The following is a 23,400-nucleotide window of genomic DNA, read 5'->3' on the forward strand; positions in this document are numbered from 1 at the left end:
ACGGATGAATATATTGCAGAAATCACTCAACGTTTGAATCATCGCCCAAGAAAAAGACTCGGCTTTAAAAGTCCGAGTCAGGTATTATGGCAACAACATGGTGTTGCACTTCAAATGCTAATCTAAGTATAAAAAAAGACGCTATTTCAAATTGCATAAATAATAATGATGGAGAAATACAATGGGTCTTTTTGATTTTGTAAAAGGTATTGGTAAAAAAAATACGGCACCAGCAGAACCTCAGCCAGCTCCGGTCGCTTCAACTCCTCCAGCAGAACCTTCTGCACAAGAAATCGCAAACAAGCTTCTGGGGCATATTAAAGCTTTAGGCTTGCCAGTGACCGGTTTATCGGTGAGTTATAACAGCAGCAGCGATCTGGCGACCATTAAAGGGCAGGTACAAAATCAGGCCGACCGCGAAAAAATTGTCCTGGCTGTAGGGAATGTCGATCATGTGGCTAAAGTAGATGACCAAATGACCGTGGTAACACCTGCTCCGGAAAGTAAATTCTATACAGTTAAATCGGGTGATACCTTGTCCAAGATTTCAAAAGAATATTATGGTGACGCCAATCGATACAACAAAATATTTGAGGCTAACCGTCCCTTGTTAAAAGATGCTGATGATATTTTTCCCGGGCAGGTACTGCGTATCCCGACTTAAGTAGAACCTGATAAAAGAGCGCCGAGAGCGCTTTTTTATCGAAGCTTGTGCTGTAATTTCTGTCTGGCAAGTTGTGCTCTACCTAAAAAAAATTTAGGGTCTAAATCATAGTGTTGCGCCAAAATCTGAATCAGTTTTTTTCGGTTGTCTTTATCGAACATATTAAGATCAATATGTGTCATTTTATATTGCTTGCGAAATTCAGGTTTTAAAATAAAGCCGAGACTACTCACTTTCCACTGTTGTTCTTGGCTGAATGCTTTTGCTGCGAAGGGCTTATATGTGCGATACCTTGAGCTGTGAGAGGAATAAAGCTGGGTCTTTAAAAGCCTGTTGCGCTGTACCAGATTGCTTAACTTTATGCCAAAACTTTGTATGGATATGCTTTGGCGGGTGATGACCAATTTCATATTGATTGCAATCAATGTCAGCATGATGAAGAGTGCCAGCATCAACCAACCCGGCATGGATTGATGCAATAAGTATTGAATCAGGCTACTGAAATCTTTAATCATATTGAAGTTACTGAGCGAGTGCTGCGCTAAAACAATAAATATAGCAGGAATAAAGATTAACCCAATTAAATAACGGGGCAGATAATGGCATTGAAATAGCGGATATTCAGTAGGTATGTCCATTCATCATCACCTTTCAAGCAAAGTAGAGATAGGGCCATGATGGCTATTTTTTTCATAATGACTGCTGTATGGGGAAACAGGTGTTGCATTATGAATGCTATAAATTTTCCTCCAATTAAGTTGTGTTTAAATTCTTAATCCTTGTTTTAGCAAGTTATTTTCTGGTATCTATTTTTGTGTTTATCTATTTTAAGTGTTTGAGTTTTCTTGGGTTTATCTATTTTTGTTGTAGATTTGAGTATGAAAGTAAATCCTGTTATTCAGTGTTTAGAGCCAAATTATTCTTTTGTTTATTTTGCATAAAATTTTACTTTTTCTATGAGCCTTGCAAGCCAAGGTTTCCAAGAATCAGACAGGCTGAATTGATGTGATTTTTCAGGCATAAAACTTGCTGTTTATTTTTTAAATTATTTGAATAAATGGTAAAAAAATGAACTATAAAATTCATTTGTGCACAGAAAATTCAGCCGCCGATTTTTTAATTTTTTCTTCCGGTTTGGGCGGGCATGGCAGTTTCTGGCGCCCTCAAATTGATGCATTCACGCGATATTTTCATATTTTGACGTATGATCAGGAGGGCTGTCATGCGGATTCAGCAATTTTGCCTGATGATTACAACATTATCCATCTGGCCCAGCAGTTACTGCAAATTATCAGGCAAGAAAAAATTCGGCATTTTCATTTTGTGGGACATGCAATTGGCAGTTTTATTGGTGCAGAGCTAGCGTTATTGCTCAATTCATCTGAGCTGAGAGTGCTCAGCCTGACCTGTATCAATTGCTGGGACGAACTCGACCCACATACGCAAAAATGCTTTGAAGCACGGACTCTTCTATTAAAGTCAGCGGGTTCTGATGCTTATGTCAGGGCGCAGGGACTGTTTTTATATCCACCGAGCTGGATTTCAAAACATCATCAGCATTTAAAGACTTTGGAGGATATTCAACTCGCGGATTTTCCGCCGCCGCAAAATGTACTCAAGCGAATTCAGGTAGCACAACAATTTAAAATTAATGAGCAGCATATACAGGCCTTGCAACACAGTCAGTTGCATTTGATTGCCAATCAGGATGACTTTTTGGTTCCTGTACACAAGTCGAGTGATTTAAAGCAGCGGCTTGGACATGGATGTTTAAGTATTCTTGCAACTGGAGCCCATGCTTCCACGCAAACCGAGCCTGAATTACTGAATAAAACCATGCTTGAATTTTTGCATAAACACTTTTTGCAAGTAACGTCTTGAGTAAATGAAACTGGCTTGTTAATAAAATTTGCAACGGATTTCTCGATAATTTCTTATCCTCCTAGCTCACCGTGATTGTTTAAAATCACGGGTTTTTTATCCATTTTATTAAAGACAGCTTGAATATAAGGCAAATTGAATTTGACGGTTTTTTCAAACCATGCATTTTTTTGGAGCCATGATGGCTAATAAAGGTGCATTTATTTAACTGTTTATTTTACTATTTGTTAAAATAAAATAATTATAAATATTTGATAATTAATGATTAAAATTATTTGGAATAGCATTTGCTAAATAATTTTTATGAAAAAACAGGTTAATTACCTGAAGTGTATTTATAACCAAATGGTAAAAAATAGGTATCGAAAATGAAAATAGGCGTCTTTTGTCCAATCGGGAATAATGGCTGGCTGCTCTCGGAAAATGCACCACAATATAAACCGAGTTTTGAAATGAACAAACAGATTGTACAGCGTGCAGAACATTATGGATTCGACTTTGCACTTTCCATGATCAAGTTGCGTGGCTTTGGCGGGAAAACAGAATTTTGGGATCATAACCTCGAAACCTTTACCTTAATGGCCGGTCTGGCGGCAGTAACCAGTAAAATTAAAATTTATGCAACAGCGGCAACTTTGGTGATGCCGTCAGCTATTGTGGCTCGCATGGCATCTACCATTGACTCCATTTCCAATGGCCGTTTTGGTTTAAATGTGGTGACGGGATGGCAAGCCCCTGAATATCAACAAATGGGCATGTGGTCCGGAGATGAATACTTTGCCAAGCGTTATGATTATCTGTCTGAGTATGTAGAAATTTTACGTGAACTGTGGGCGACTGGAAAATCAGACTTTAAGGATAAGCATTTTCAAATGGAAGATTGCAGGGGCAGCCCGCGACCGCAAGCTGATATGAAAATCATCTGTGCCGGACAGTCGGATACAGGTCTGGCATTTTTGGCCAAATATGCAGACTACAATTTTGTTTTTGGCAAAGGTTTAAATACGCCGACTGCCTATGCAGACATCAATGACCGCTTAAAAGCACAAACCGACAAGACCGGGCGTGATGTGCAAACTTATGTGCTGTTTATGCTGATTGCTGCAGAAACCGATGCAGAAGCTTTTGCCAAATGGCAAAGCTATAACGAGGGAGCAGATGTAGAAGCCATTAACTGGCTGATGAATCAAGGCAGTCAGGAGACCAAATCCGGTGCCGATACCAATATTCGCCAAATGGCTTCTAGTATATCTCCAGTCAATATGGGCACCATTGTCGGTTCTTTTGAAAATGTCGCGAAAATGCTGGATGAAATTGGTGAAATTAAAGGCACCGAAGGCATCCTGTTAACTTTTGATGATTTTATTCAAGGAGTAGAGGATTTTGGTCAAAGAATTCAACCGTTAATGAAATGTCGTGAACATGTTGTGGTCGAAGGTGTAACCGCTCCAGCCACAGCCTTGGAGAAGTCAGCATGAACCCAAATGAATTTTTAGAACATGTGGTTTGTACAGGCTTTACCCAAGCCGTCGGAACAGGAAAAGTGTTAAAGGCTGAACCGGAAGCGATCCAGCTTTCAGCCGAGCAAACCGCACTGATTGTGATTGACATGCAGAATGCCTATACCTCCAAAGGGGGCTATCTGGATCTGGCTGGTTTTGATGTGTCTAAAACCAAGCCGGTGGTGGAGAACATCAAAAAAGCAGTCGATGCGGCACATGCCTCCGGCATTCAGGTGATTTATTTCAAAAATGGTTGGGATGATCAGTATGTGGAAGCGGGCGGGATCAATTCGCCCAATTTTCATAAATCCAATGCTTTAAAAACCATGCATAAGTATCCTGAATTACAGGGAAAATTACTGGCTAAAGGCAGTTGGGATTTTGAGCTGATTGATGAGCTGCAACCTTTGGTGCAAGACATCGTGATTGAAAAGCCCCGTTATAGCGGTTTCTTCAATACGGCACTGGACAGCATGCTGCGCAACAAAGGGATTCGTAATCTGGTGTTTGTCGGCATTGCCACCAATGTTTGTGTCGAATCGACCTTAAGAGACGGCTTTTTTCTGGAATATTTCGGCGTGGTGCTGGCAGATGCCTGTTATCAGGCCGGTCCGGCGGAAGCACATGCAGCCAGTCTGTATAACATTAAAACTTTTTTTGGCTGGGTGTCAGCTACACAGAATTTTGTGGAAATTTTTCAATCTTAACTAAAAATCTTGGACAAATCGGCTTAAGGATTTATAGGGGAAAACACATGCCTAAAGACATTATTTTACCTGCAGGAACAGGCAAACCATTGGCACCGTACGTACCGGCAACCAAAGCAGACAATATTGTGTACGTTTCCGGCACACTAGCTTTTGATGAACATAACAATGTGGTGCATGTCGGCGATGCGGCAGCACAGACCCGTCATATTCTGGAAACCATTAAAAAAGTGATTGAAACGGCCGGTGGCACAATGGATGACGTGACCTTTAATCATGTATTCGTCAAAGACTGGGCAGATTATGCGGCAATCAATAGCGTGTATGCTGAATATTTTCCGGGGGATAAACCGGCACGTTACTGCGTGCAAACAGGACTGGTCAAACCCGATGCGCTGGTGGAAATCGCTTCGGTTGCCCATGTATAAATTACTTATTTTTCTACCCAAGCATCAAGCTGATCGGGTAATTAAAAACAGCAACACTGAAATTTGCACTGTATGATCAATAGCGGATTTCAGTGATGGAGAAGGTGATGAACAGTAAACTGATGTCCGTTCCATCTGGAAAAGATTTATTACAACATGCCCAAAGTTTTAAAATGGCTGATGATGAAGCAGATACAGAAATTGATCAGGTAACTTTTAGACAAGGCATGAGTAATTTGGGTGCCGCTGTGAATGTGATTACCACCGATGGTGCAGCAGGTCAGGCAGGGGATGGGAGAATAGTTATTTTCCTATTTTCACAAATATGGCTTAAGGTATTATTTTTAAACTCAACTCCATTATCGGGAGTCTTATCACAGTTCTTTGAATCAAGCAGGAGGAATAGATTTTCCAAATCCTGAAATTTGTCAAAGCATGAATCTAAGGTATCAAAATGGTGAACCTGATTTATATGATGATAAGGGATTAGCTTCAGTATTCAGAACGCTTTCCTCGACAACCAATAATCTAAAAGGTTCTGTATCCTATCTAAGAAAAGATCTTTTTGAAAACTATCTGGATGATACAAATCAAACCTTCATTTGGATATTATGGGGGGAGCGTAATCAGCAGTATGAAGGTTACTCTCAAGGGAAGGACGATATTCATCAATACTTTAAAGATGGTAACTATCTCCATAAGAGTATTTTTATTTGGGAAAATCATAAAATAGTTAAAATTTGAATAATAAAAAAATAGAGCCAAGTGGCTCTATTTTCTTTTACTCTAACGAGTGACATAAATGTGTCGCAAATGACATTCTATGTGTCGTTTTACGGCTTTTTATATTTCTTACCAGCTTAAAGCACCGCCAGTCTGATAATCCGTTACACGCGTTTCAAAGAAGTTTTTCTCTTTACGCAAGTCCATCATTTCCGACATCCACTGGAATGGGTTATTCACGCCAGCGAACTGTTCAGGCAAACCAAGTTGCGCTAAACGACGGTTACAGATGAACTTCAGGTATTCTTCCATCATCGCAGCATTCATGCCGAGTACACCGCGTGGCATGGTGTCACGTGCGTATTCGATTTCAAGCATGGTGCCTTCAAGAATCATCTGAATGATTTCTTCCTGGAACTCTGTAGTCCAAAGGTTCGGGTTTTCGATCTTGATCTGGTTGATCATGTCGATACCGAAGTTCAGGTGCATAGACTCGTCACGCAGAATGTACTGGAATTGCTCGGCAACACCGTTCATCTTGTTACGACGGCCCATAGACAAAATCTGGCTGAAACCACAGTAGAAGAAAATACCTTCAAGTACACAGTAGAACGCGATCAGGTTGCGAAGCAAAATCTGGTCGTTTTCAGGAGTACCAGTTTTGAAAGTAGGATCACTTAAAGACTGGGTATATTTCAGGCCCCAAGCGGCTTTACGCGCTACTGACGGTACTTCGCGGTACATGTTGAAGACTTCGCCTTCATCCATACCTAGCGACTCGATACAGTACTGATAAGCGTGAGTATGAATCGCTTCTTCAAATGCTTGACGCAAGATGTACTGACGGCATTCAGGGTTGGTAATGTGACGGTAAATCGCCAGTACCAAGTTGTTTGCAACCAGTGAATCGGCAGTCGAGAAGAAACCAAGCGAACGCATCACGATGGTACGCTCATCTTCAGTCAAGCCATTTTCAGACTTCCAAAGCGCGATGTCGTGGTTCATGTTGACTTCTTGCGGCATCCAGTGGTTGGCACAACCGTCCAGATATTTTTGCCAAGCCCATTCGTATTTGAATGGAACCAGCTGGTTCAGGTCAGCACGACAGTTGATCATGGCTTTATCATCAACCTGTACACGCTGCGCGCCCATTTCAAGCTCTTCCAGACCTGGAGCAACATCAAGGTTCTCTAGGGAAGAAGATGCTCTTGCCAATGAATCGGTTGGATTTGATCCTCGGTTTTGAGTGGCTCTAAGGGGTTGTGCAGTTGCCACATGCGACGGTGCGTTGTGTGCATCAGATACCACCTGTGTATGAGCCGCTTTTTGCGGTTCGACGGACGCAGACTTGTGTTCAGGTGCAGCCGGTTTTTGCGAATCATCTTCGAAATCGTCCCAACTTAGGATAGACATATCAATTCTCTCTTCGTTGCTTATATCCGTTATCTGACATCTCACAAACGAAGATGTCTACTATACGCTTAAATTGTGTAAGCAAAATTAAGTTTTGCCGACTACTGCTCTAATCTTGTTCGATAGGACAGATATCCTCACGACTTATTTTGATTACGCTGCTGTTTGCGAATGGCTAAAAACGCATAAACCATAGGCGTGTAAAAGAAAATAAAGGCAAACACCAGTACTGCAAGTCCTAACATGTAGTTATGAGTCATATGGAGCATGGTGTTTTCCTTTGTGTGTTTAATGTGATTTAGAATTTTTTGTCGTGATTACCATAGTAATTATGGTTAGTGATGTTATTTATAATTTTCATATTTTGCGAATTATCTCTATTTGCTTTAAATGAAAATTTTAACTTCACTGCATACAACGTTGCTAAAAAAGCTATTAATCCTAAAACACATATGATTATAAAGCTGTCCATTTAATCACCGTTAATTTTGGCGATTTGGCTATCTCTGACTATTAACAACATCCTTGATAGCCAAATTGGCTATTTTCAGAGCTAATTAATTCATTAAATTAATTAGCTCGACGGATAAATTGCTTTTAATCAGTGATTATTGACAAGCCTCACAATCAGGGTTGTCAATTGAACATGCCATTGGCACTGGTGCTGCTTGAGCAAAATCATCTTCAACAGCTGCTTCAGCTTTCACTTCAGGCGCTACTGCAGCGGTAACTGGCGCTGCAACAGTGGCAGGTTTAACTGCGTTTAATGCACCAGTATTAATGGTCGATTTCTCGGCAGAAGTTGCACCCAATGCACGGAGGTAATAAGTCGTCTTAAGACCACGTAACCAAGCCATTTTATAGGTCAGGTCAAGTTTCTTACCGTTTGCACCAGAGATGTAAAGGTTAAGAGACTGAGCCTGATCAATCCATTTTTGACGGCGTGATGCAGCATCCACAATCCAGCGTGGCTCAACTTCAAACGCAGTTGCGAAAATCGCTTTAAGCTCTTCAGGAATACGCGAAATCTTTTGTACCGAACCTTCAAAGTGTTTCAGGTCGTTGACCATCACTGAATCCCAAAGACCGCGATCTTTTAACGCACGTACCAGGTACGGGTTGATCACTGTGAATTCACCAGAAAGGTTTGATTTCACATATAGGTTTTGGAAAGTCGGTTCGATCGATTGAGATACGCCACAGATGTTCGAAATAGTCGCAGTAGGTGCAATCGCCATTACGTTCGAGTTACGCATACCGTCTTTTTGAACTTTGGCACGTAAAGTGTCCCAGTCTAAACGTTGTGTACGGTCTACTTCAAACATACGTTCTGGGCGTGATTTAGCCACGATGTCTAAAGAATCGATTGGCAAGATACCTTGATCCCAAAGTGATCCTTTAAATGTTTCGTAAGTACCACGTTCAACAGCCAAGTCGCTAGAAGTCTGAATCGCGTAGTAGCTGATCACTTCCATAGATTCGTCAGCGAAATCTACAGCTTCATCAGAACCGTAAGCCAGTTTCATTTCATATAAAGCATCTTGGAAGCCCATGATACCCATACCGACCGGACGGTGTTTCAAGTTTGAATTTTTCGCTTGCGGAACTGCGTAGTAGTTGATGTCGATCACGTTATCGAGCATACGAACGGCTGTTTTTACAGTGCGCGCCAATTTTTCACGATCTAGTACACCACCTTGAACGTGTTGTACCAGGTTGATCGAACCCAGGTTACATACCGCAATTTCGTCTTGGTTTGTATTTAGCGTGATTTCTGTACACAAGTTAGATGAATGCACTACGCCCACGTGTTGTTGTGGTGAACGCAAGTTACATACGTCTTTGAATGTGATCCAAGGGTGACCTGTTTCAAACAGCATAGAAAGCATTTTGCGCCACAAGTCTTTGGCACGCACTTTCTTGTGCAGCATGTCGGTTTCTTTGGCAATGCTTTCATAATAAGCATAACGTTCAGCAAATGCCTGACCGGTTAAATCGTGAAGATCTGGTGTTTCAGACGGCGTGAACAATGTCCATTCAGCATCTTCAAATACACGTTGCATGAACAGGTCTGGAACCCAGTTTGCTGTGTTCATGTCATGGGTACGGCGACGGTCATCACCGGTATTCTTACGCAGTTCCAGGAACTCTTCGATATCCAGGTGCCAGGTTTCTAAGTATGCACATACCGCACCTTTACGTTTACCCCCCTGGTTTACCGCAACGGCAGTATCGTTGGCCACTTTAAGGAAAGGTACGACACCTTGTGATTTACCGTTAGTACCTTTGATATACGAGTTCAAGGCACGAACAGGCGTCCAGTCATTACCTAAACCGCCAGCCCATTTAGACAGCATGGCATTATCACGCATTGCACCATAAATGTTATAAAGGTCATCGGCAATCGTGGTGAGGTAGCAGCTCGACAACTGTGGACGCAAAGTACCAGAGTTGAACAGGGTCGGCGTAGAGGCCATGTAGTCGAAGCTAGACAACAAGTTATAGAATTCGATGGCACGCTCTTCACGGTTTTCTTCATTTAACGACAGCCCCATTGAAACGCGCATAAAGAACAATTGCGGTAATTCAAAACGGATGCCATTTGAATGAATGAAGTAACGATCAAATAAGGTTTGCAGACCTAAGTAGGTGAACTGGTTTGAGCGTTCTGGTTGAATGGCTGCTGCCAGTTTCGCAAGGTCAAAATTCAATAATTCTGGTGACAGAAGATCAAGCTCGATCCCTTTCTTAAGGAAGGTCTCTAAAGCATTGCCTTCGTTGGTGTCTGTAGATAGGCCTAAGAACTCTAAACCTGTAGCAACCAGATTGTCACGAAGTAAACGTGCAGTCACATAAGTATAGTTAGGTTCTTGTTCAATACGGGTACGTGTCGCCATCATCATCGTTGTAGCGATGTCAGACTCTTTTACGCCATTATAGAGGTTTTTTACGGTTTCATCGACAATGGCTTTAACGTCAATACCTTCCAGGCCTTCAGCTGCTTTTGCCACATGTGCTTCTAGTGCGCCCAGGTCAAGCGGTTTAAGCTGACCATTTGCAGTAGTCACTTGTAAAGTTGGATGGTGATGAGCGCCAGTCTGTTTACGTGCTTCAGAGCGTTGTTCGCGGTAGATGACATACGCACGTGCAACTTTTTGTTCACCAGTACGCATCAGCGCAAGTTCAACCTGGTCTTGAATTTCTTCAATATGAATTGTGCCGCCTGACGGTAAACGACGGTTAAATGTATTCATTACCATTTCAGTCAGTTGCTCGATACGATCATGAATACGGCTAGAATCTGCACTTTGCTGGCCTTCTACAGCCAAAAAAGCTTTACCAATCGCTACAGAAATTTTTTCTGCGTCAAAAGTGGCAACATCACCGGTGCGTTTAATCACCTGAAGTTGACCAGGAGTTGAAGTGATTACGCTCATTTAGCATAGCTCCATTGTCATCTATTTTTATGTTTATGGACCATTTGAACCGGGCAAATTTTATGCCACAGTATTTGAGGAATAAACACAAGACCTAGTGGTTTTAAAATTAATTGAACACAAGATACGGGAAAATTTAGGGTAGATCAATATTGACATTTTGCTAAATATTTTTCTTAGTACATGCATTAATCTCTGTAAAAATATTGCTATTTTTATTGATTTTTCTATAAGCCTTATCAGGCAAGGCATAGCATAACAAAGCTAAAAAAATGTGCTTATAGATAACATTGTGGATAACTTAAAAGAAGCTATCTAACTAGTCAGAAACTGTGCAAACAGACGGGCGGTTTAAAAAATAGACATTTTGTAGCTAAATATTTCTATAAATAGCCTGAAAATTACTAGAATATGAAAAATTCAATAAATTCAATGTTTAAAAAAAATATAACAAAATGCTACTTTGATGTATCAGTTTGGTGAACAGCATCTTGTTTACAATGTAAACGTGTGTATATTGCAGAAGATATTAAAGCCTATCCAACGGATTTTTAAGGATAGCTTAATCCATATAAAGGGGCATTTTATGAGCCAAGAAGAAAAGTTACCTAAAATTTTAATTGTTGAAGACGATGAACGTCTTGCGCGTTTGACTCAAGAATACCTTATCCGTAACGGATTGGAAGTTGGGGTAGAACCTGACGGTAATCGTGCAATCCGCCGTATCATCGCTGAACAGCCAGATTTGGTGGTACTTGATGTCATGTTACCGGGTGCGGATGGTTTGACCATTTGTCGTGAAGTACGTCCACATTATCATCAGCCGATTTTAATGCTCACAGCCCGTACTGAAGACATGGATCAGGTTTTAGGTCTGGAAATGGGGGCAGATGACTATGTCGCAAAACCTGTTCAACCCCGTGTATTGCTTGCCCGTATTCGTGCCTTGCTGCGCCGTACCGACAAGGCTCCTGAAGATGAAGTGGCTCAACGCATAGAATTTGATGATCTTGTGATTGATAATGGTGGCCGGTCAGTGACCTTGAATGGTGAGTTGGTTGATTTTACCAGCGCGGAATACGACCTGTTATGGTTGTTAGCTTCAAATGCGGGTCGCATTCTTTCCCGTGAAGACATTTTTGAGCGTCTGCGCGGTATTGAATATGACGGTCAGGACCGTTCAATTGACGTGCGTATCTCGCGTATCCGTCCAAAAATTGGCGATGATCCTGAAAATCCAAAACGTATTAAAACGGTACGCAGTAAAGGTTATCTGTTCGTTAAAGAAACAGGTCTTTAATCTCTGCCCGCTCGCTAATTTTATAGGACAACTACGTGTTTAAACACAGTATATTCTTGCGCATTTATGCAGGATTAGTGATTTTAGTGGCCTTGGTTGCCTTATTTGGCTATCTGCTGGTACAAATCATCAATTATCAGCGTGCGCAAGAATATCGTGAATCTTTAACCGATGGTATTTCTTATATCATTAGTGAAGGGATTGCCCGACAGCCGAATGAGCAGCAGAAAAAAGACTGGATTTCCGATGCTTCTGATTTGCTGGAGCTGCCGATCTATTATGTTGATGCGGCTAAGGTGGATTTATCGCGTACCGAGAGAAAACGGATTGAAGAGCGTAAAGCAGCCGTTCGTTATGATGCAGAAAACTTCATTGCTTATATCATTATTGGTCTGAAAGATGATCCTCAGCATTTGCTGTATGTAAAAGTGAATAAAATAGGCGAGCGCCAGATGAAAGCCTTACCTATTTTCATTTTGGATTATCTGGTGTATTACCCTGGGCAAGAAAAAGAGTATCTCGCCAAAATTCAATCGAATTTTTCTTATCCGATTGCCATTGAAAAAGTGCAAAACCTGCCGCTTGATTCTGAACAAATCGGCCGGCTTCGCTTGGATCACAGTATTATTTTGTACCGTGATAATGCCTCGGTTCGGGGTACCACCATCTCGATCGTTTCTCCTATGCCCAGCTCACCTTCCGAGGTGCTGGTTTTAGGGCCTGTACCTTTATTTAACTGGATGCCTTTCCAGTTAGCTGCTGGCATTACCTTACTGAGTCTATTTGTGTTAAGCCTTGGCGTATATGGGTTGTTGGTGCCAATGCAGCGTCGTTTACGTGAAGTGAATTACGCCTTGCATCGTATGAAATCGGGTGACATGACCTTGCGTTTACCGGTCGATGGTACTGATGAAATGGCCAGTCTGGCGACCAATTACAACAGCATGTCCGATCATATTCAGCGTTTGATTGAAGCACAGCGCGAGCTGATGCGTGCAGTTTCGCATGAACTGCGAACACCTGTAGCACGTATCCGTTTTGGTATGGAAATGTTGGCCGAAGAAGATGACTATGAGTATCGCCTACAACAGGTTGAACAGATTGATAAAGATATTGAAGCGCTCAATACCTTGATTGATGAAATCATGACCTATGCAAAACTGGAGCAGGGCACACCTTCTTTAGATTTTGAAAAAATCGTGCTGTTTGAAGTGCTGGATCAGGTGGTGATTGAAACCGAGGCACTTAAAACTCAAAAAGAAATTGAACTCAAAGCACCACCTATTAGTGTGGTGGTCGATGCTGAGCGGCGTTACTTGCATCGTGTAGTACAAAATCTGGTTGGCAACGCGGTTCGCTACTGTGATCATAAAGTGCTTGTCAGTGGTGGTATCAATGACGCGGGGCAGGCTTATGTTCAGGTAGAAGACGATGGTGCCGGTATTCCTGAGGAAGAGCGGCAGCGCATTTTTGAAGCTTTTGCCCGTCTGGATGACAGCCGGACCCGTGCTTCAGGGGGCTATGGTCTAGGTTTGTCCATTGTGAGCCGTATTGCTTACTGGTTTGGTGGGAAAATTGAGGTGGATCAAAGCCCGATTTTAGGCGGGGCTCGTTTCACCATGTCGTGGCCGGTACAGCGGTTTAATAAAGCAAAAAAGAAAACCGGTGTCCTTAAGGCTGATGGTGCCATACAGACAGAATTTTAAAGAATAGGGAACACTAAAAAGCACCGGATTCGGTGCTTTTTAGTCTTATTCATGACTGGTGGCATCTGGTTCAATCAGGCTTTTTCCCTGTTTTAAGCTAGCCAGTGCATCGGCATTAAGATCTAGTAGCAAAGAATTGTTTTTGGGATCTATGGCATAATGGCTAATCAACTTCTGGTCCCCATTTAATGTTTCGACCTTGTATTCATCCGCAACGTTTAAAATAGCTTCGAGATTGGTGGTGGTTGCAGCAAAGTCTTGGCGGAAAAGGTCATAGATATCACGCAGGTCAAAAATGGCATCCTGAGCATCTGGGTGTTTCTCGATGTATCTTTCCACATGGTGAACTAACAGTTGTGCAAAGAAGAAATATTCAGATTCATGGGCATATTTTAATGTCATTATAGTTTCTCCTGTCTATTCGCTTTTTGAATTTTAAATACCAATATCACAAACTGTTAAACACATGTCAAAGTGTTGCAAAAAAACCACAAGAATAAAGCGGCTTATGCAAAAGATATAAGGTAATTTCTAAAGCAAAGAAAGGCGGTATTTTTAAGATTGTGATGATAGGGAGGAAAATTTAATCAATTTTTGTGATTCCTATCATTTTTTAAATAAATACTCAAAATAAACTGAACTTTTAGAATCGAAAGAATATTCAACAATAATTGTATTTCTGGATTGCAAAATAAGTGAGCAATATTTCCTCATAAAATCTTAATGTGAGAAAATTTAATAAAAATAACTGTTTTTATTAAATAAAACGATGAAGGTGTTGTGTAAAGGAATAGATGTAAATTAAAAGCGACAATGCTGAAAAAATCATCCAAAAGACTAAGGCTTATGAGCTAGCAAGTGAAATCATAAATCAGGTACAATTGACGGGATTAATTTTGTGTTTGGTGTATTTGAAGGCCAATACATACATTCTTTGTTAATAAATTAGGCCTGCCAGGAGTTATCCCCGCATGAGTGCCATTACTCCATACGATTGGGCAATTATTGCCTTCGTGATCGGCGTTACATTTCTTTGTGTCTTTATGCTCACAGTTCCTTTACTCCTTGGGGGTAAATCATGGGGCCGTGCAAAGCAAGAGCAATTTGAGTCAGGTGTGGTAGGTGCTGGTGGAGCACGCATCCGCTTATCTGCGAAATTCTACTTGGTTGCTATTTTCTTTGTGGTATTTGACCTGGAAGCATTGTATCTCTACGCATGGGCTACATCAGTTCGTGAAGTAGGTTGGTTCGGTTTTACCACTGTTGTGATTTTTGTAGTCGATTTATTGATTGCTTTGATTTATGCGATTGCTGTAGGCGCATTAAACTGGGCACCAACTGATCGTCTCAAAGCGGCAGTGATGAAATCGAAAGTGGGTTCAGCAAATATGAACCTTGCCGACATTACACGCTTCAATTCTATTGAAGAGTTGGTTGTTGACCCTACAGGTCAAATTCCAGCTCAATCATCTGGTCGTGTGAAAAAATCTGCGACTACATCATCTACTAAGGAGTAACCCGGGAATGAAATATACATTAACCCGTGCGAATCCGAATGCTGATCAATATCCACTTCAAGAGCGTCAAATCGTTACTGATCCGCTTGAAGAAGAAGTGAATAAAAATGTGTTCATGACTCGTTTAGAGGATGTAATGCATACAGCTGTAAACTGGGGCCGTAAAAACTCTGTATGGCCCTTTAACTTTGGTACATCTTGCTGTTACGTAGAATATGCAACCACTTTGACGGGTGTGCATGATATGTCGCGTTTCGGTGCCGAGGTTATTCGTGCTTCACCACGTCAGGCGGACTTAATGATCGTTGCAGGGACCTGCTTCGTGAAAATGGCACCTGTAATCCAGCGTTTATACGAGCAAATGTTAGAACCTAAATGGGTGATTTCAATGGGTGCTTGTGCAAACTCTGGCGGTATGTACGACATTTATTCGGTTGTACAAGGTGTGGATAAAATCATCCCTGTCGATGTGTACATCCCGGGCTGTCCGCCACGTCCTGAAGCATTATTGCAAGCATTAATGTTGTTACAAGACCAAATTCAATTAGAGCGCCGTCCACTTTCAGCGGTTATTGGTGAGGATCTTCAGCCAGTGTATAAGCCAAAGATGCAGCCAGAACGTGACCGTAAGAATGCTGAACGTATTGCCGTGAAAAACTTACGCTCTATGGATGAAATTAAATAATCCGAGCGACAAAATATTGATGCACCCGGTCTGGGTGTAATTGTCGTTCAGGTTGACTGAATTTGTATTGAATAGGAAGCCAAGCCAATGGCTGAAACTGACATTGCTATGCCAGAATCAACGCCTGTTGATTCACGCCCAGCATTTGCAATTATAGAAGAGCTCAAAACCAAATTTGGTGAGAACTTCTTTGTGCAAACGACTTTTGAAGACTTTCCAACAGTCTGGGTTGAGCGCGCACGTGTGCAAGAAGTCTTAATGTTCTTGCGGAAAGTAGAACGTCCTTACGTGATGCTGTTCGATTTGTCTGCGGTGGATGAGCGTTTACGTACTCACCGTGACGGTTTGCCTGCGTCAGACTTCACTGTGTTCTATCACTTGTTGTCGCTAGAGCGTAATACTGACATTCGTATTAAAGTTGCCTTGAATGAGAGTGATCTCAACATTCCAACTGCAACCAATATTTGGCCAAATGCCAACTGGTACGAACGTGAAGCTTACGATATGTTTGGCATTAACTTCGAAGGGCATCCAATGCTCCGTCGTATCTTGTTGCCGACATACTGGGAAGGTCACCCGCTGCGTAAAGAATATTCTGCACGTGCCACTGAATATACACCGTATATGCAGAACCAGGCCAAGCAGGACTTTGAACAGGAGCACCTTCGTTTCGTTCCTGAAGACTGGGGTCTAAAACGCGGTAACGCCGATGAAGACTTCATGTTCCTGAACCTGGGGCCTAACCATCCATCTGCGCACGGTGCGTTCCGTGTGATCTTGCAGTTGGACGGCGAAGAAGTAAAAGACTGTGTGCCTGATATCGGTTATCACCACCGTGGTGTGGAAAAGATGGCTGAACGTCAAACCTGGCATTCATTCATTCCGTATACCGACCGTGTTGACTACCTGGGTGGTTGTGCGCAAAACATGCCTTATGTGATGGGTGTGGAGCAACTAGCGGGAATCACTGTTCCTGACCGTGCGCAATGTATCCGTGTCATGATGTCCGAATTGTTCCGTATCAATAACCACTTGTTGTATATCGGTACTGCAATTCAGGATGCCGGCGGTATGACACCAGTATTCTATATGTTCGCTGACCGTCAAAAAATCTATGACGCCATCGAAGCAATTACTGGTTACCGTATGCACCCTGCATGGTTCCGTATTGGCGGTACTGCGCACGATCTTCCAAACAACTGGCAACACCTCATTCGCGAAATCCTGGACTGGATGCCGAAGCGTATGAACGAGTACTACACAGCAGCGCTGAAAAACTCAGTGTTTATCGGTCGTACCCGTAATGTTGCGCAATACGATGCAAAATCTGCATTGGCTTGGGGTGTAACCGGTACAGGTTTACGTGCAACAGGGATTGACTTCGACGTACGTAAATACCGTCCTTATAGCGGTTATGAAAACTACGACTTCGAAGTGCCGGTTGAATACGAAGGCGATGCTTATGCACGTGTTCTGGTTCACTTCCGTGAAATCGAACAGTCACTGAAAATCATCAAGCAATGTCTAGATAACATGCCGTCTGGTGCGTACAAAGCAGACCATCCACTGGCTGTTCCACCACCGAAAGATAAGACACTACAAGATATCGAAACCTTGATTACGCACTTCTTAAGCGTGTCATGGGGTCCTGTAATGCCTGCAGGTGAAGCATCTGTAATGGCGGAAGTGGTAAAAGGTGCGTCTAACTATTATTTGACTTCAGACAAGTCAACCATGAGTTACCGTACCCGTATCCGTACACCGACTTTCACGCACTTACAGCAAATGCCTTCTGTGATTAATGGCAGTCTTGTATCTGACTTGATCATTTATTTAGCGACAATTGACGTCGTAATGGCTGACGTGGATCGCTAAGGGGTAAACGCATTATGATGATTTTGACTGATAAAAAGCCACGTGTGAATGTTGAAGGGATTTTAACTTCGGAAGAAATCCATGAAATTGAACATCACATGGGTCACTACCCGTACCCGCGTGCTGCATGTTTAGATGCACTGAAGTGTGTACAACGCCGTAATGGTTGGGTAGACGATGCACAAATGAATGCAATTGCTCAAATGCTTAGCATGAGTGTTGCAGATCTTGAAGGTGTTGCGACTTTCTATAACCGTATTTACCGTCAACCGGTTGGTCGTCACGTAATTTTATTATGTGATTCAATCGCATGTTTCTTGATGGGTGCGGAAACTCTGGCAGAAGCGTTCCAGCGTGAATTGGGGATTCAGTTTGGTCAAACCACCGCTGACGGTCGTTTCACTTTATTGCCAATCTGCTGTCTGGGTAACTGTGACAAAGGTCCAACCCTGATGATTGATCAAGACACGCACGGTTTGGTTGAAGTAACTTCAATTAAACAGTTATTGGAGAAGTATGTATGAATACTGAACCAAAACCAATTTATGGCGACGGTAACCCAGAAACTCACCCATTAACATGGCGTTTGAGCAAACAGGAACACGTTCGTAGTGCAGATGATTACGAAGCGTTGGAAGGTTATGCCGGCTTTAAAAAAGCCCTTGGCATGCAACCGAAAGAAGTGCTTGAAGTCATTAAGGCTGCGACTGTAAAAGGTCGTGGTGGTGCAGGTTTCCCGGCAGGGATTAAATGGTCATTGATGGCGCCAAATGATGGCGGCCCTCGTTACCTGATCTGTAATGCCGATGAAATGGAACCGGGTACCTTTAAAGACCGTTTGTTGATGGAAAAACTTCCACATCAATTGATCGAAGGTATGCTGATTGCAGGCTATACCCTTGAAGCAACTCAAGGTTATATCTTCATCCGTGGTGAATACATCGAAGCCGCTCAATACTTGAATGAAGCATTAGAGCAAATTCGTGCCAAAGGTTACCTGGGTGAAAATATCCTGGGTTCTGGTTGGAACTTCGATTTACACGTGCATACCGGTGCGGGTCGTTATATTTGCGGTGAAGAAACTGCATTGATTAACTCGCTTGAAGGTCGCCGTGCAAATCCGCGTACTAAACCACCATTCCCGCAAGTTGCAGGTGCTTGGGGTCGTCCTACGATTGTCAACAACGTAGAGACCTACAACAACTTACCTGCGATTATGTTACGTGGTCCAGAATGGTACGTTGGTTTATCTGAAGGTAAATCAAAAGATCCAGGTACCAAAATCTACGGTGCATCGGGTAAGGTGAAATTCCCAGGTCTTTGGGAACTTCCATTCGGTACCACTGCACGCGAAGTGATTGAAGAGCATGCCGGTGGTATGCGTGACGGTCTTAAACTGAAAGCGTGGTTACCAGGTGGTGCATCGACTGACTTCCTGGCAGCAGAGCACATTGACCTGCCGATGGATGCAGAAAGCATCATGAAAGCAGGTTCACGTTTAGGTACGTGTTTGCTGATGGTGGTAGACGAAACTCAATGTATGGTGTCTGCGACTCGTAATTTGGAAGAATTCTTTGCGCGTGAATCATGTGGCTGGTGTACACCTTGCCGTGACGGTTTACCTTGGGCGGTAAAAGCGCTTAAAGCACTGGAAGATGGTACAGGCAAGAAAGAAGATATCGATCACTTACAAGAACTGACTCGTAAGCTTTGGATTGGTAAGACTTTCTGTGCCCATGCTCCAGGTGCAATGGAACCGCTTATGGGCGCACTCAAACATTTCCGTGGCGAATTTGAAGCGAAAGTCGTAAATGCTGCCGCTCAAGTTAGCTCCGTAGAACAAGCTTAAGGAATTCGACTATGGCTACAATTCATGTCGATGGCAAATCGTACGAAGTCAATGGCTCAGAAAACCTGCTACAAGCATGTTTATCTTTGGGCATTGATATCCCGTACTTTTGTTGGCATCCATCCTTAGGTTCTGTCGGTTCTTGCCGTCAATGTGCCGTGACTCAATACGCGAATCCTGAAGATACGCGTGGTCGTTTAGTCATGTCATGTATGACGCCAGCAGCTGACAATACCTACATCTCGATTGAAGACAAAGAAGCAAAAGATTTCCGTGCATCTGTTGTTGAATTCTTGATGACCAACCATCCACACGACTGTCCAGTCTGTGAAGAAGGTGGTCACTGTCATTTACAAGATATGACTGTGATGACTCAGCACGACCGCCGTCGTTACCGTTTCACCAAACGTACGCATTACAACCAGGAACTTGGTTCGTTTATTGCACACGAGATGAACCGTTGTATCGCGTGTTACCGTTGTGTACGTTACTACAAAGACTATGCGGGCGGTACTGACTTTGGCGTGTATGCCAATGCATCACGTGTGTACTTTGGTCGTCCAGAATCAGGCACTTTAGAATCTGAATTCTCGGGTAACCTGACTGAAGTATGTCCAACAGGTGTGTTCACCGACAAAACTCACTCTGAACGTTATAATCGTAAGTGGGACATGCAGTATGCGCCAAGCGTATGCCAAGGCTGTTCTTCAGGCTGTAACATCTCTCCGGGTGAACGTTATGGCGAACTTCGTCGTGTTGAAAACCGTTTCAACGGCGATGTAAACCAATACTTCCTGTGTGACAAAGGCCGTTTCGGTACCGGTTATGTGAACCGTGCAGACCGTCCACGTCAGCCACAATTCCGGGATGGTGCAAACGTAACGACTGTTTCAGTGGATACAGCACTGGATACCGTGATTGAAAAGATTCAGGGCAAAAAAGTTCTGGGGATCGGTTCACCACGTGCATCGCTTGAAACGAACTTCGCATTGCGTGAGCTTGTTGGTCAAGACAACTACTCAACTGGTATGGCTCAAAAAGAGCAAAACCTGGTTGAATTGGCTGCATCGATCATGCAAACCGAGGGTGTTTATAACCCGACCATGCGTGAAATCGAAAGTTATGATGCAGTGCTCATCTTGGGTGAAGATTTAACCCAAACTGCGCCACGTATGGCTTTATCTGTTCGCCAAGCTGCGAAAAACAAAGCCAAAGAAATGGCAGCAGAACGCCGCACCCAGGAATGGTTGGCTGAACCGGTACAACGTATTGGTCAGGATGCAAAATCCCCAATCTACATTCTTGCTGCGACTCAAACGCGTTTAGCTGACGTCGCGACTGGCGAAGTGGTTGCTTCTCCAAACGATATTGCACGTTTAGGCTTTGCGGTTGCTGCGGCAGTTGCAGGTGAAGCGGTTACTGGTTTAGATGACGATGCCAAAGCATTTGCTCAAACCATTGCTGACACTTTAAAAGCGGCGAAGAAACCATTGATCATCTCTGGTACCAGCTTACAAGATGCTGCCATCATGGAAGCTGCTGCACAAGTGGCACAGAACCTGGGTAATGCTGGTTTGACCTTGACTGTTCCTGAAGTGAACTCAATGGGTCTTGCAATCTTCGGTGGTAACAGCCTTGAGCAAGCATTTGCGCAAGACTATGACACTGTTATCATTGTGGAAAATGACCTTTACCGTCGTTTACCTGCTGCTCAAGTCAACGCTGCACTTGCAGGCAAAGACGTGATTGTTCTTGATCACTCTGAAACCGAAACTGTGAAGAAAGCAGATATCGTGCTTTCTGCTGCAAGCTTCGCGGAAGGTGATGGTACTGTGGTATCTCAAGAAGGCCGTGCACAACGTTTCTACCAGGTGTATGACCCAAGCTACTACAAACCGGAACTTGCAATCAAAGAATCTTGGCGCTGGTTACATGCCATTGAAACCGGTGTAAAAGGCAAAGCGATTTCCTGGACCTTGCTGGATGATGTCATTGAATCTGTAGTGAAAAATGTTCCGGCACTTGAAGCCATTCAGGATGTAGCACCAGATGCAGGTTACCGTGTCCATGGCTTGAAGATTGCGCGTGAACCGCGTCGTTACTCTGGTCGTACCTCTATGCGTGCACCATTGTCTGTTCATGAACCTAAACAGCCAATCGATGTCGATTCTGCATTAACGTTCTCTATGGAAGGTTATGTGGGTAATGAAACCCCATCTTCACTGGTTCCATTTGCATGGTCTGCAGGTTGGAACTCTCCACAAGCCTGGAACAAATTCCAGGATCACGTGGGTGGTCACCTAAAAGGTGGCGATTCGGGTATCCGTTTATTTGATCGTTTGGCTAAACGCCCTGCACGTACTTTCGTTGCTCCAGCAGCAGTACTTGCAAATGCTGAAAGCTTCCGTTTAGTGCCAATGCATCATATCTTCGCTTCTGGTGAATTTACGGTGAAAACTCCGGCCATGGAATCACGTATTCCTGAAGCCATGTTTGCAGTAGGTGAACAGGATGCTGCGCGTCTAAACGTTCAAGATGGTCAAAAAATTACTGTGCAAGCAGGTGAGGCGACAATTAGCCTTCCAGTTCAAGTGATCGAATATTTACCGACAGGTTATATCGGTTATCCAGTTGGTCTTGCACCAACGGTTTCACTTGCAGAGCCTGTATCCGTCGCGGTAGGAGTGTAATTCATGAGTCAAGAAATTATACGTCAAACACCGCTATGGGCTGAGAACTGGCCAATCGCTTATTCTGTGATTCAAGCGATTGTGATCTTGCTTGTAGTGGTGCTTGTCGCTGCGTTGATGTCATTCATCGAACGCCGTTTACTTGCGTTATGGCAAGACCGTTACGGTCCAAACCGTGTTGGTCCCGGGGGGATGTTCCAGATCGTTGCCGACATGCTGAAAATCATGTTCAAGGAAGACTGGACGCCTAAGTTTGCCGATAAGCTGACTTTCCGTTTAGCACCTGCAGTTGCCATGGCAACTGCGGTACTTTCGTTCATGGTGATTCCTGTAAGTCCGACAATGGGCGTAGCAGATATGAGCATCGGCCTGTTGTTCTTTATGGCAATGGCTGGTATCGCAGTATATGCCGTGCTATTCGGTGGCTGGTCTTCAAATAACAAATATGCGTTATTGGGTGGTCTGCGTTCTGCAGCTCAAACCATTTCTTATGAAGTGTTCCTGGGGATCTCGCTGATGGGTGTGGTGGCAATTGCCGGTTCATTCAACATGCGTGAAATTGTTGAAGCACAACGCGATGTATGGTTTGTGATTCCACAATTCCTAGGTTTCATTATCTTTATTGTTGCAGGTGTTGCGGTAACGCACCGTCATCCATTTGACCAACCGGAAGCTGAGCAAGAATTGGCGGAAGGTTATCACGTCGAATACGGCGGTATGAAATGGGGTATGTTCTTCGTTGCGGAATATGTCAACGTAGTTCTTATTTCAGCATTGATCGTCACTTTATTCTTTGGCGGTTGGTTAGCACCATTTAACCTAGAAATTCCATTTATTCCACCAGTATTCTGGTTCATTATCAAAACAGCATTCTTTGTGATGATGTTTGTCTTGGCTCGTGGTTCGTTAATGCGTCCACGTTACGATCAGGTGATGAACTTTGGTTGGAAAATTTGTTTGCCATTGGCGTTGGTCAACTTGTTGGTGACTGGTGCTGTGATTCTGATGAATCAGGCCTAGGAC

The 23,400-nt window shown here is 43.2% G+C and carries 20 protein-coding genes and 1 pseudogene; 16 read left to right on the plus strand and 5 right to left on the minus strand.

The window, feature by feature from the left end:
• The first annotated feature begins 181 nt into the window (after positions 1 to 181).
• The gene (lysM, locus tag FTT83_RS10820; protein WP_180042496.1) at positions 182 to 664 is read left to right on the plus strand and encodes a peptidoglycan-binding protein LysM; all 483 of its coding nucleotides are present in this window, start codon (positions 182 to 184) and stop codon (positions 662 to 664) included.
• Between the two features lie 35 nt (positions 665 to 699).
• Here lysM and FTT83_RS10825 read toward each other — a convergent pair whose 3' ends face one another.
• Positions 700 to 1,131 carry a hypothetical protein gene (locus FTT83_RS10825; protein ID WP_180174696.1) on the minus strand — a complete coding sequence of 144 codons (432 nt, stop codon included), beginning with the start codon at positions 1,129 to 1,131 and terminating at the stop codon, positions 700 to 702.
• A gap of 601 nt (positions 1,132 to 1,732) precedes the next feature.
• Here FTT83_RS10825 and rutD point away from each other — a divergent pair.
• The 6 genes and pseudogenes from rutD to FTT83_RS10855 all read left to right on the plus strand — a co-directional run bounded on the left by rutD (position 1,733) and on the right by FTT83_RS10855 (position 5,926).
• The gene (gene rutD / locus FTT83_RS10830) at positions 1,733 to 2,545 is read left to right on the plus strand and encodes a pyrimidine utilization protein D (RefSeq protein WP_180082842.1); all 813 of its coding nucleotides are present in this window, start codon (positions 1,733 to 1,735) and stop codon (positions 2,543 to 2,545) included.
• 368 nt (positions 2,546 to 2,913) lie between these two features.
• On the plus strand, positions 2,914 to 4,023 hold the full coding sequence (rutA, locus tag FTT83_RS10835) for a pyrimidine utilization protein A (protein ID WP_180174695.1): 1,110 nt from the start codon (positions 2,914 to 2,916) through the stop codon (positions 4,021 to 4,023).
• On the plus strand, positions 4,020 to 4,754 hold the full coding sequence (gene rutB / locus FTT83_RS10840) for a pyrimidine utilization protein B (RefSeq protein ID WP_180174694.1): 735 nt from the start codon (positions 4,020 to 4,022) through the stop codon (positions 4,752 to 4,754). The genes rutA and rutB overlap by 4 nt, the downstream gene beginning before the upstream one ends.
• 47 nt (positions 4,755 to 4,801) lie before the next feature.
• A complete protein-coding gene (gene rutC, locus FTT83_RS10845) occupies positions 4,802 to 5,182 on the plus strand; it encodes a pyrimidine utilization protein C (RefSeq protein ID WP_180042491.1) in 381 nt (126 codons plus the stop codon).
• 173 nt (positions 5,183 to 5,355) lie between these two features.
• Positions 5,356 to 5,472, plus strand: a pseudogene (locus FTT83_RS16335) (FMN reductase); the annotation flags it as partial.
• A gap of 94 nt (positions 5,473 to 5,566) precedes the next feature.
• Entirely contained in the window at positions 5,567 to 5,926 is a 360-nt protein-coding gene (locus FTT83_RS10855; protein WP_180174693.1) for a hypothetical protein, read from the plus strand.
• 108 nt (positions 5,927 to 6,034) lie between these two features.
• Here FTT83_RS10855 and FTT83_RS10860 read toward each other — a convergent pair whose 3' ends face one another.
• From FTT83_RS10860 to FTT83_RS10870, 3 genes are all read right to left on the minus strand, one after another.
• Positions 6,035 to 7,318 carry a ribonucleotide-diphosphate reductase subunit beta gene (locus FTT83_RS10860; protein ID WP_180174692.1) on the minus strand — a complete coding sequence of 428 codons (1,284 nt, stop codon included), beginning with the start codon at positions 7,316 to 7,318 and terminating at the stop codon, positions 6,035 to 6,037.
• 137 nt (positions 7,319 to 7,455) lie between these two features.
• Positions 7,456 to 7,587 (minus strand): preprotein translocase subunit YajC, encoded by a 132-nt coding sequence (locus tag FTT83_RS10865; protein ID WP_086196044.1) that lies wholly within the window; start codon positions 7,585 to 7,587, stop codon positions 7,456 to 7,458.
• A gap of 339 nt (positions 7,588 to 7,926) precedes the next feature.
• Positions 7,927 to 10,755, minus strand: a complete 2,829-nt coding sequence (locus FTT83_RS10870) for a ribonucleoside-diphosphate reductase subunit alpha (protein ID WP_180174691.1) — start codon at positions 10,753 to 10,755, stop codon at positions 7,927 to 7,929.
• A 586-nt stretch (positions 10,756 to 11,341) separates the two neighbouring features.
• Between FTT83_RS10870 and bfmR the strand changes: the two genes are divergently transcribed.
• Together bfmR and bfmS are read left to right on the plus strand one after the other, a co-directional pair.
• On the plus strand, positions 11,342 to 12,055 hold the full coding sequence (gene bfmR, locus FTT83_RS10875) for a response regulator transcription factor BfmR (protein WP_086196042.1): 714 nt from the start codon (positions 11,342 to 11,344) through the stop codon (positions 12,053 to 12,055).
• A gap of 35 nt (positions 12,056 to 12,090) precedes the next feature.
• Entirely contained in the window at positions 12,091 to 13,761 is a 1,671-nt protein-coding gene (gene bfmS / locus FTT83_RS10880) for a sensor histidine kinase BfmS (protein ID WP_373456127.1), read from the plus strand.
• Between the two features lie 45 nt (positions 13,762 to 13,806).
• Here bfmS and FTT83_RS10885 read toward each other — a convergent pair whose 3' ends face one another.
• Positions 13,807 to 14,163: a hypothetical protein gene (locus tag FTT83_RS10885; protein ID WP_086196040.1), complete on the minus strand. Its 357-nt coding sequence runs from the start codon at positions 14,161 to 14,163 to the stop codon at positions 13,807 to 13,809.
• Positions 14,164 to 14,732: 569 nt separating this feature from the next.
• Here FTT83_RS10885 and ndhC point away from each other — a divergent pair.
• From ndhC to nuoH, 7 genes are all read left to right on the plus strand, one after another.
• The gene (gene ndhC, locus FTT83_RS10890) at positions 14,733 to 15,278 is read left to right on the plus strand and encodes an NADH-quinone oxidoreductase subunit A (RefSeq protein ID WP_086196039.1); all 546 of its coding nucleotides are present in this window, start codon (positions 14,733 to 14,735) and stop codon (positions 15,276 to 15,278) included.
• A gap of 7 nt (positions 15,279 to 15,285) precedes the next feature.
• Positions 15,286 to 15,963, plus strand: coding sequence for an NADH-quinone oxidoreductase subunit B family protein (locus tag FTT83_RS10895; RefSeq protein WP_180082261.1), 678 nt, complete (start codon positions 15,286 to 15,288; stop codon positions 15,961 to 15,963).
• Between the two features lie 87 nt (positions 15,964 to 16,050).
• Complete coding sequence (gene nuoC, locus FTT83_RS10900) at positions 16,051 to 17,838, plus strand: NADH-quinone oxidoreductase subunit C/D (protein ID WP_180176600.1); 1,788 nt, start codon at positions 16,051 to 16,053, stop codon at positions 17,836 to 17,838.
• 14 nt (positions 17,839 to 17,852) lie between these two features.
• Positions 17,853 to 18,362, plus strand: a complete 510-nt coding sequence (gene nuoE, locus FTT83_RS10905; RefSeq protein ID WP_086196036.1) for an NADH-quinone oxidoreductase subunit NuoE — start codon at positions 17,853 to 17,855, stop codon at positions 18,360 to 18,362.
• The gene (gene nuoF / locus FTT83_RS10910; protein WP_180176599.1) at positions 18,359 to 19,687 is read left to right on the plus strand and encodes an NADH-quinone oxidoreductase subunit NuoF; all 1,329 of its coding nucleotides are present in this window, start codon (positions 18,359 to 18,361) and stop codon (positions 19,685 to 19,687) included. The genes nuoE and nuoF overlap by 4 nt, the downstream gene beginning before the upstream one ends.
• Positions 19,688 to 19,698: 11 nt before the next feature.
• Complete coding sequence (gene nuoG / locus FTT83_RS10915; protein WP_180082259.1) at positions 19,699 to 22,377, plus strand: NADH-quinone oxidoreductase subunit NuoG; 2,679 nt, start codon at positions 19,699 to 19,701, stop codon at positions 22,375 to 22,377.
• A 3-nt stretch (positions 22,378 to 22,380) separates the two neighbouring features.
• On the plus strand, positions 22,381 to 23,397 hold the full coding sequence (gene nuoH, locus FTT83_RS10920) for an NADH-quinone oxidoreductase subunit NuoH (protein ID WP_180042484.1): 1,017 nt from the start codon (positions 22,381 to 22,383) through the stop codon (positions 23,395 to 23,397).
• Positions 23,398 to 23,400: the final 3 nt, after the last annotated feature.

Origin of the sequence: Acinetobacter sp. YH01018, from assembly GCF_013420295.1 — a bacterium.
GTDB lineage: Bacteria > Pseudomonadota > Gammaproteobacteria > Pseudomonadales > Moraxellaceae > Acinetobacter.

What these genes read in the sequence shown, in the direction of transcription:
- lysM (WP_180042496.1), top strand. Translation starts at nt 182, where the DNA reads ATGGGTCTTTTTGATTTTGTAAAAGGTATTGGTAAAAAAAATACGGCA.
- FTT83_RS10825 (WP_180174696.1), bottom strand. Translation starts at nt 1,131, where the DNA reads ATGCCGGGTTGGTTGATGCTGGCACTCTTCATCATGCTGACATTGATT.
- rutD (WP_180082842.1), top strand. Translation starts at nt 1,733, where the DNA reads ATGAACTATAAAATTCATTTGTGCACAGAAAATTCAGCCGCCGATTTT.
- rutA (WP_180174695.1), top strand. Translation starts at nt 2,914, where the DNA reads ATGAAAATAGGCGTCTTTTGTCCAATCGGGAATAATGGCTGGCTGCTC.
- rutB (WP_180174694.1), top strand. Translation starts at nt 4,020, where the DNA reads ATGAACCCAAATGAATTTTTAGAACATGTGGTTTGTACAGGCTTTACC.
- rutC (WP_180042491.1), top strand. Translation starts at nt 4,802, where the DNA reads ATGCCTAAAGACATTATTTTACCTGCAGGAACAGGCAAACCATTGGCA.
- FTT83_RS10860 (WP_180174692.1), bottom strand. Translation starts at nt 7,318, where the DNA reads ATGTCTATCCTAAGTTGGGACGATTTCGAAGATGATTCGCAAAAACCG.
- FTT83_RS10865 (WP_086196044.1), bottom strand. Translation starts at nt 7,587, where the DNA reads ATGCTCCATATGACTCATAACTACATGTTAGGACTTGCAGTACTGGTG.
- FTT83_RS10870 (WP_180174691.1), bottom strand. Translation starts at nt 10,755, where the DNA reads ATGAGCGTAATCACTTCAACTCCTGGTCAACTTCAGGTGATTAAACGC.
- bfmR (WP_086196042.1), top strand. Translation starts at nt 11,342, where the DNA reads ATGAGCCAAGAAGAAAAGTTACCTAAAATTTTAATTGTTGAAGACGAT.
- FTT83_RS10885 (WP_086196040.1), bottom strand. Translation starts at nt 14,163, where the DNA reads ATGACATTAAAATATGCCCATGAATCTGAATATTTCTTCTTTGCACAA.
- ndhC (WP_086196039.1), top strand. Translation starts at nt 14,733, where the DNA reads ATGAGTGCCATTACTCCATACGATTGGGCAATTATTGCCTTCGTGATC.
- FTT83_RS10895 (WP_180082261.1), top strand. Translation starts at nt 15,286, where the DNA reads ATGAAATATACATTAACCCGTGCGAATCCGAATGCTGATCAATATCCA.
- nuoC (WP_180176600.1), top strand. Translation starts at nt 16,051, where the DNA reads ATGGCTGAAACTGACATTGCTATGCCAGAATCAACGCCTGTTGATTCA.
- nuoE (WP_086196036.1), top strand. Translation starts at nt 17,853, where the DNA reads ATGATGATTTTGACTGATAAAAAGCCACGTGTGAATGTTGAAGGGATT.
- nuoF (WP_180176599.1), top strand. Translation starts at nt 18,359, where the DNA reads ATGAATACTGAACCAAAACCAATTTATGGCGACGGTAACCCAGAAACT.
- nuoG (WP_180082259.1), top strand. Translation starts at nt 19,699, where the DNA reads ATGGCTACAATTCATGTCGATGGCAAATCGTACGAAGTCAATGGCTCA.
- nuoH (WP_180042484.1), top strand. Translation starts at nt 22,381, where the DNA reads ATGAGTCAAGAAATTATACGTCAAACACCGCTATGGGCTGAGAACTGG.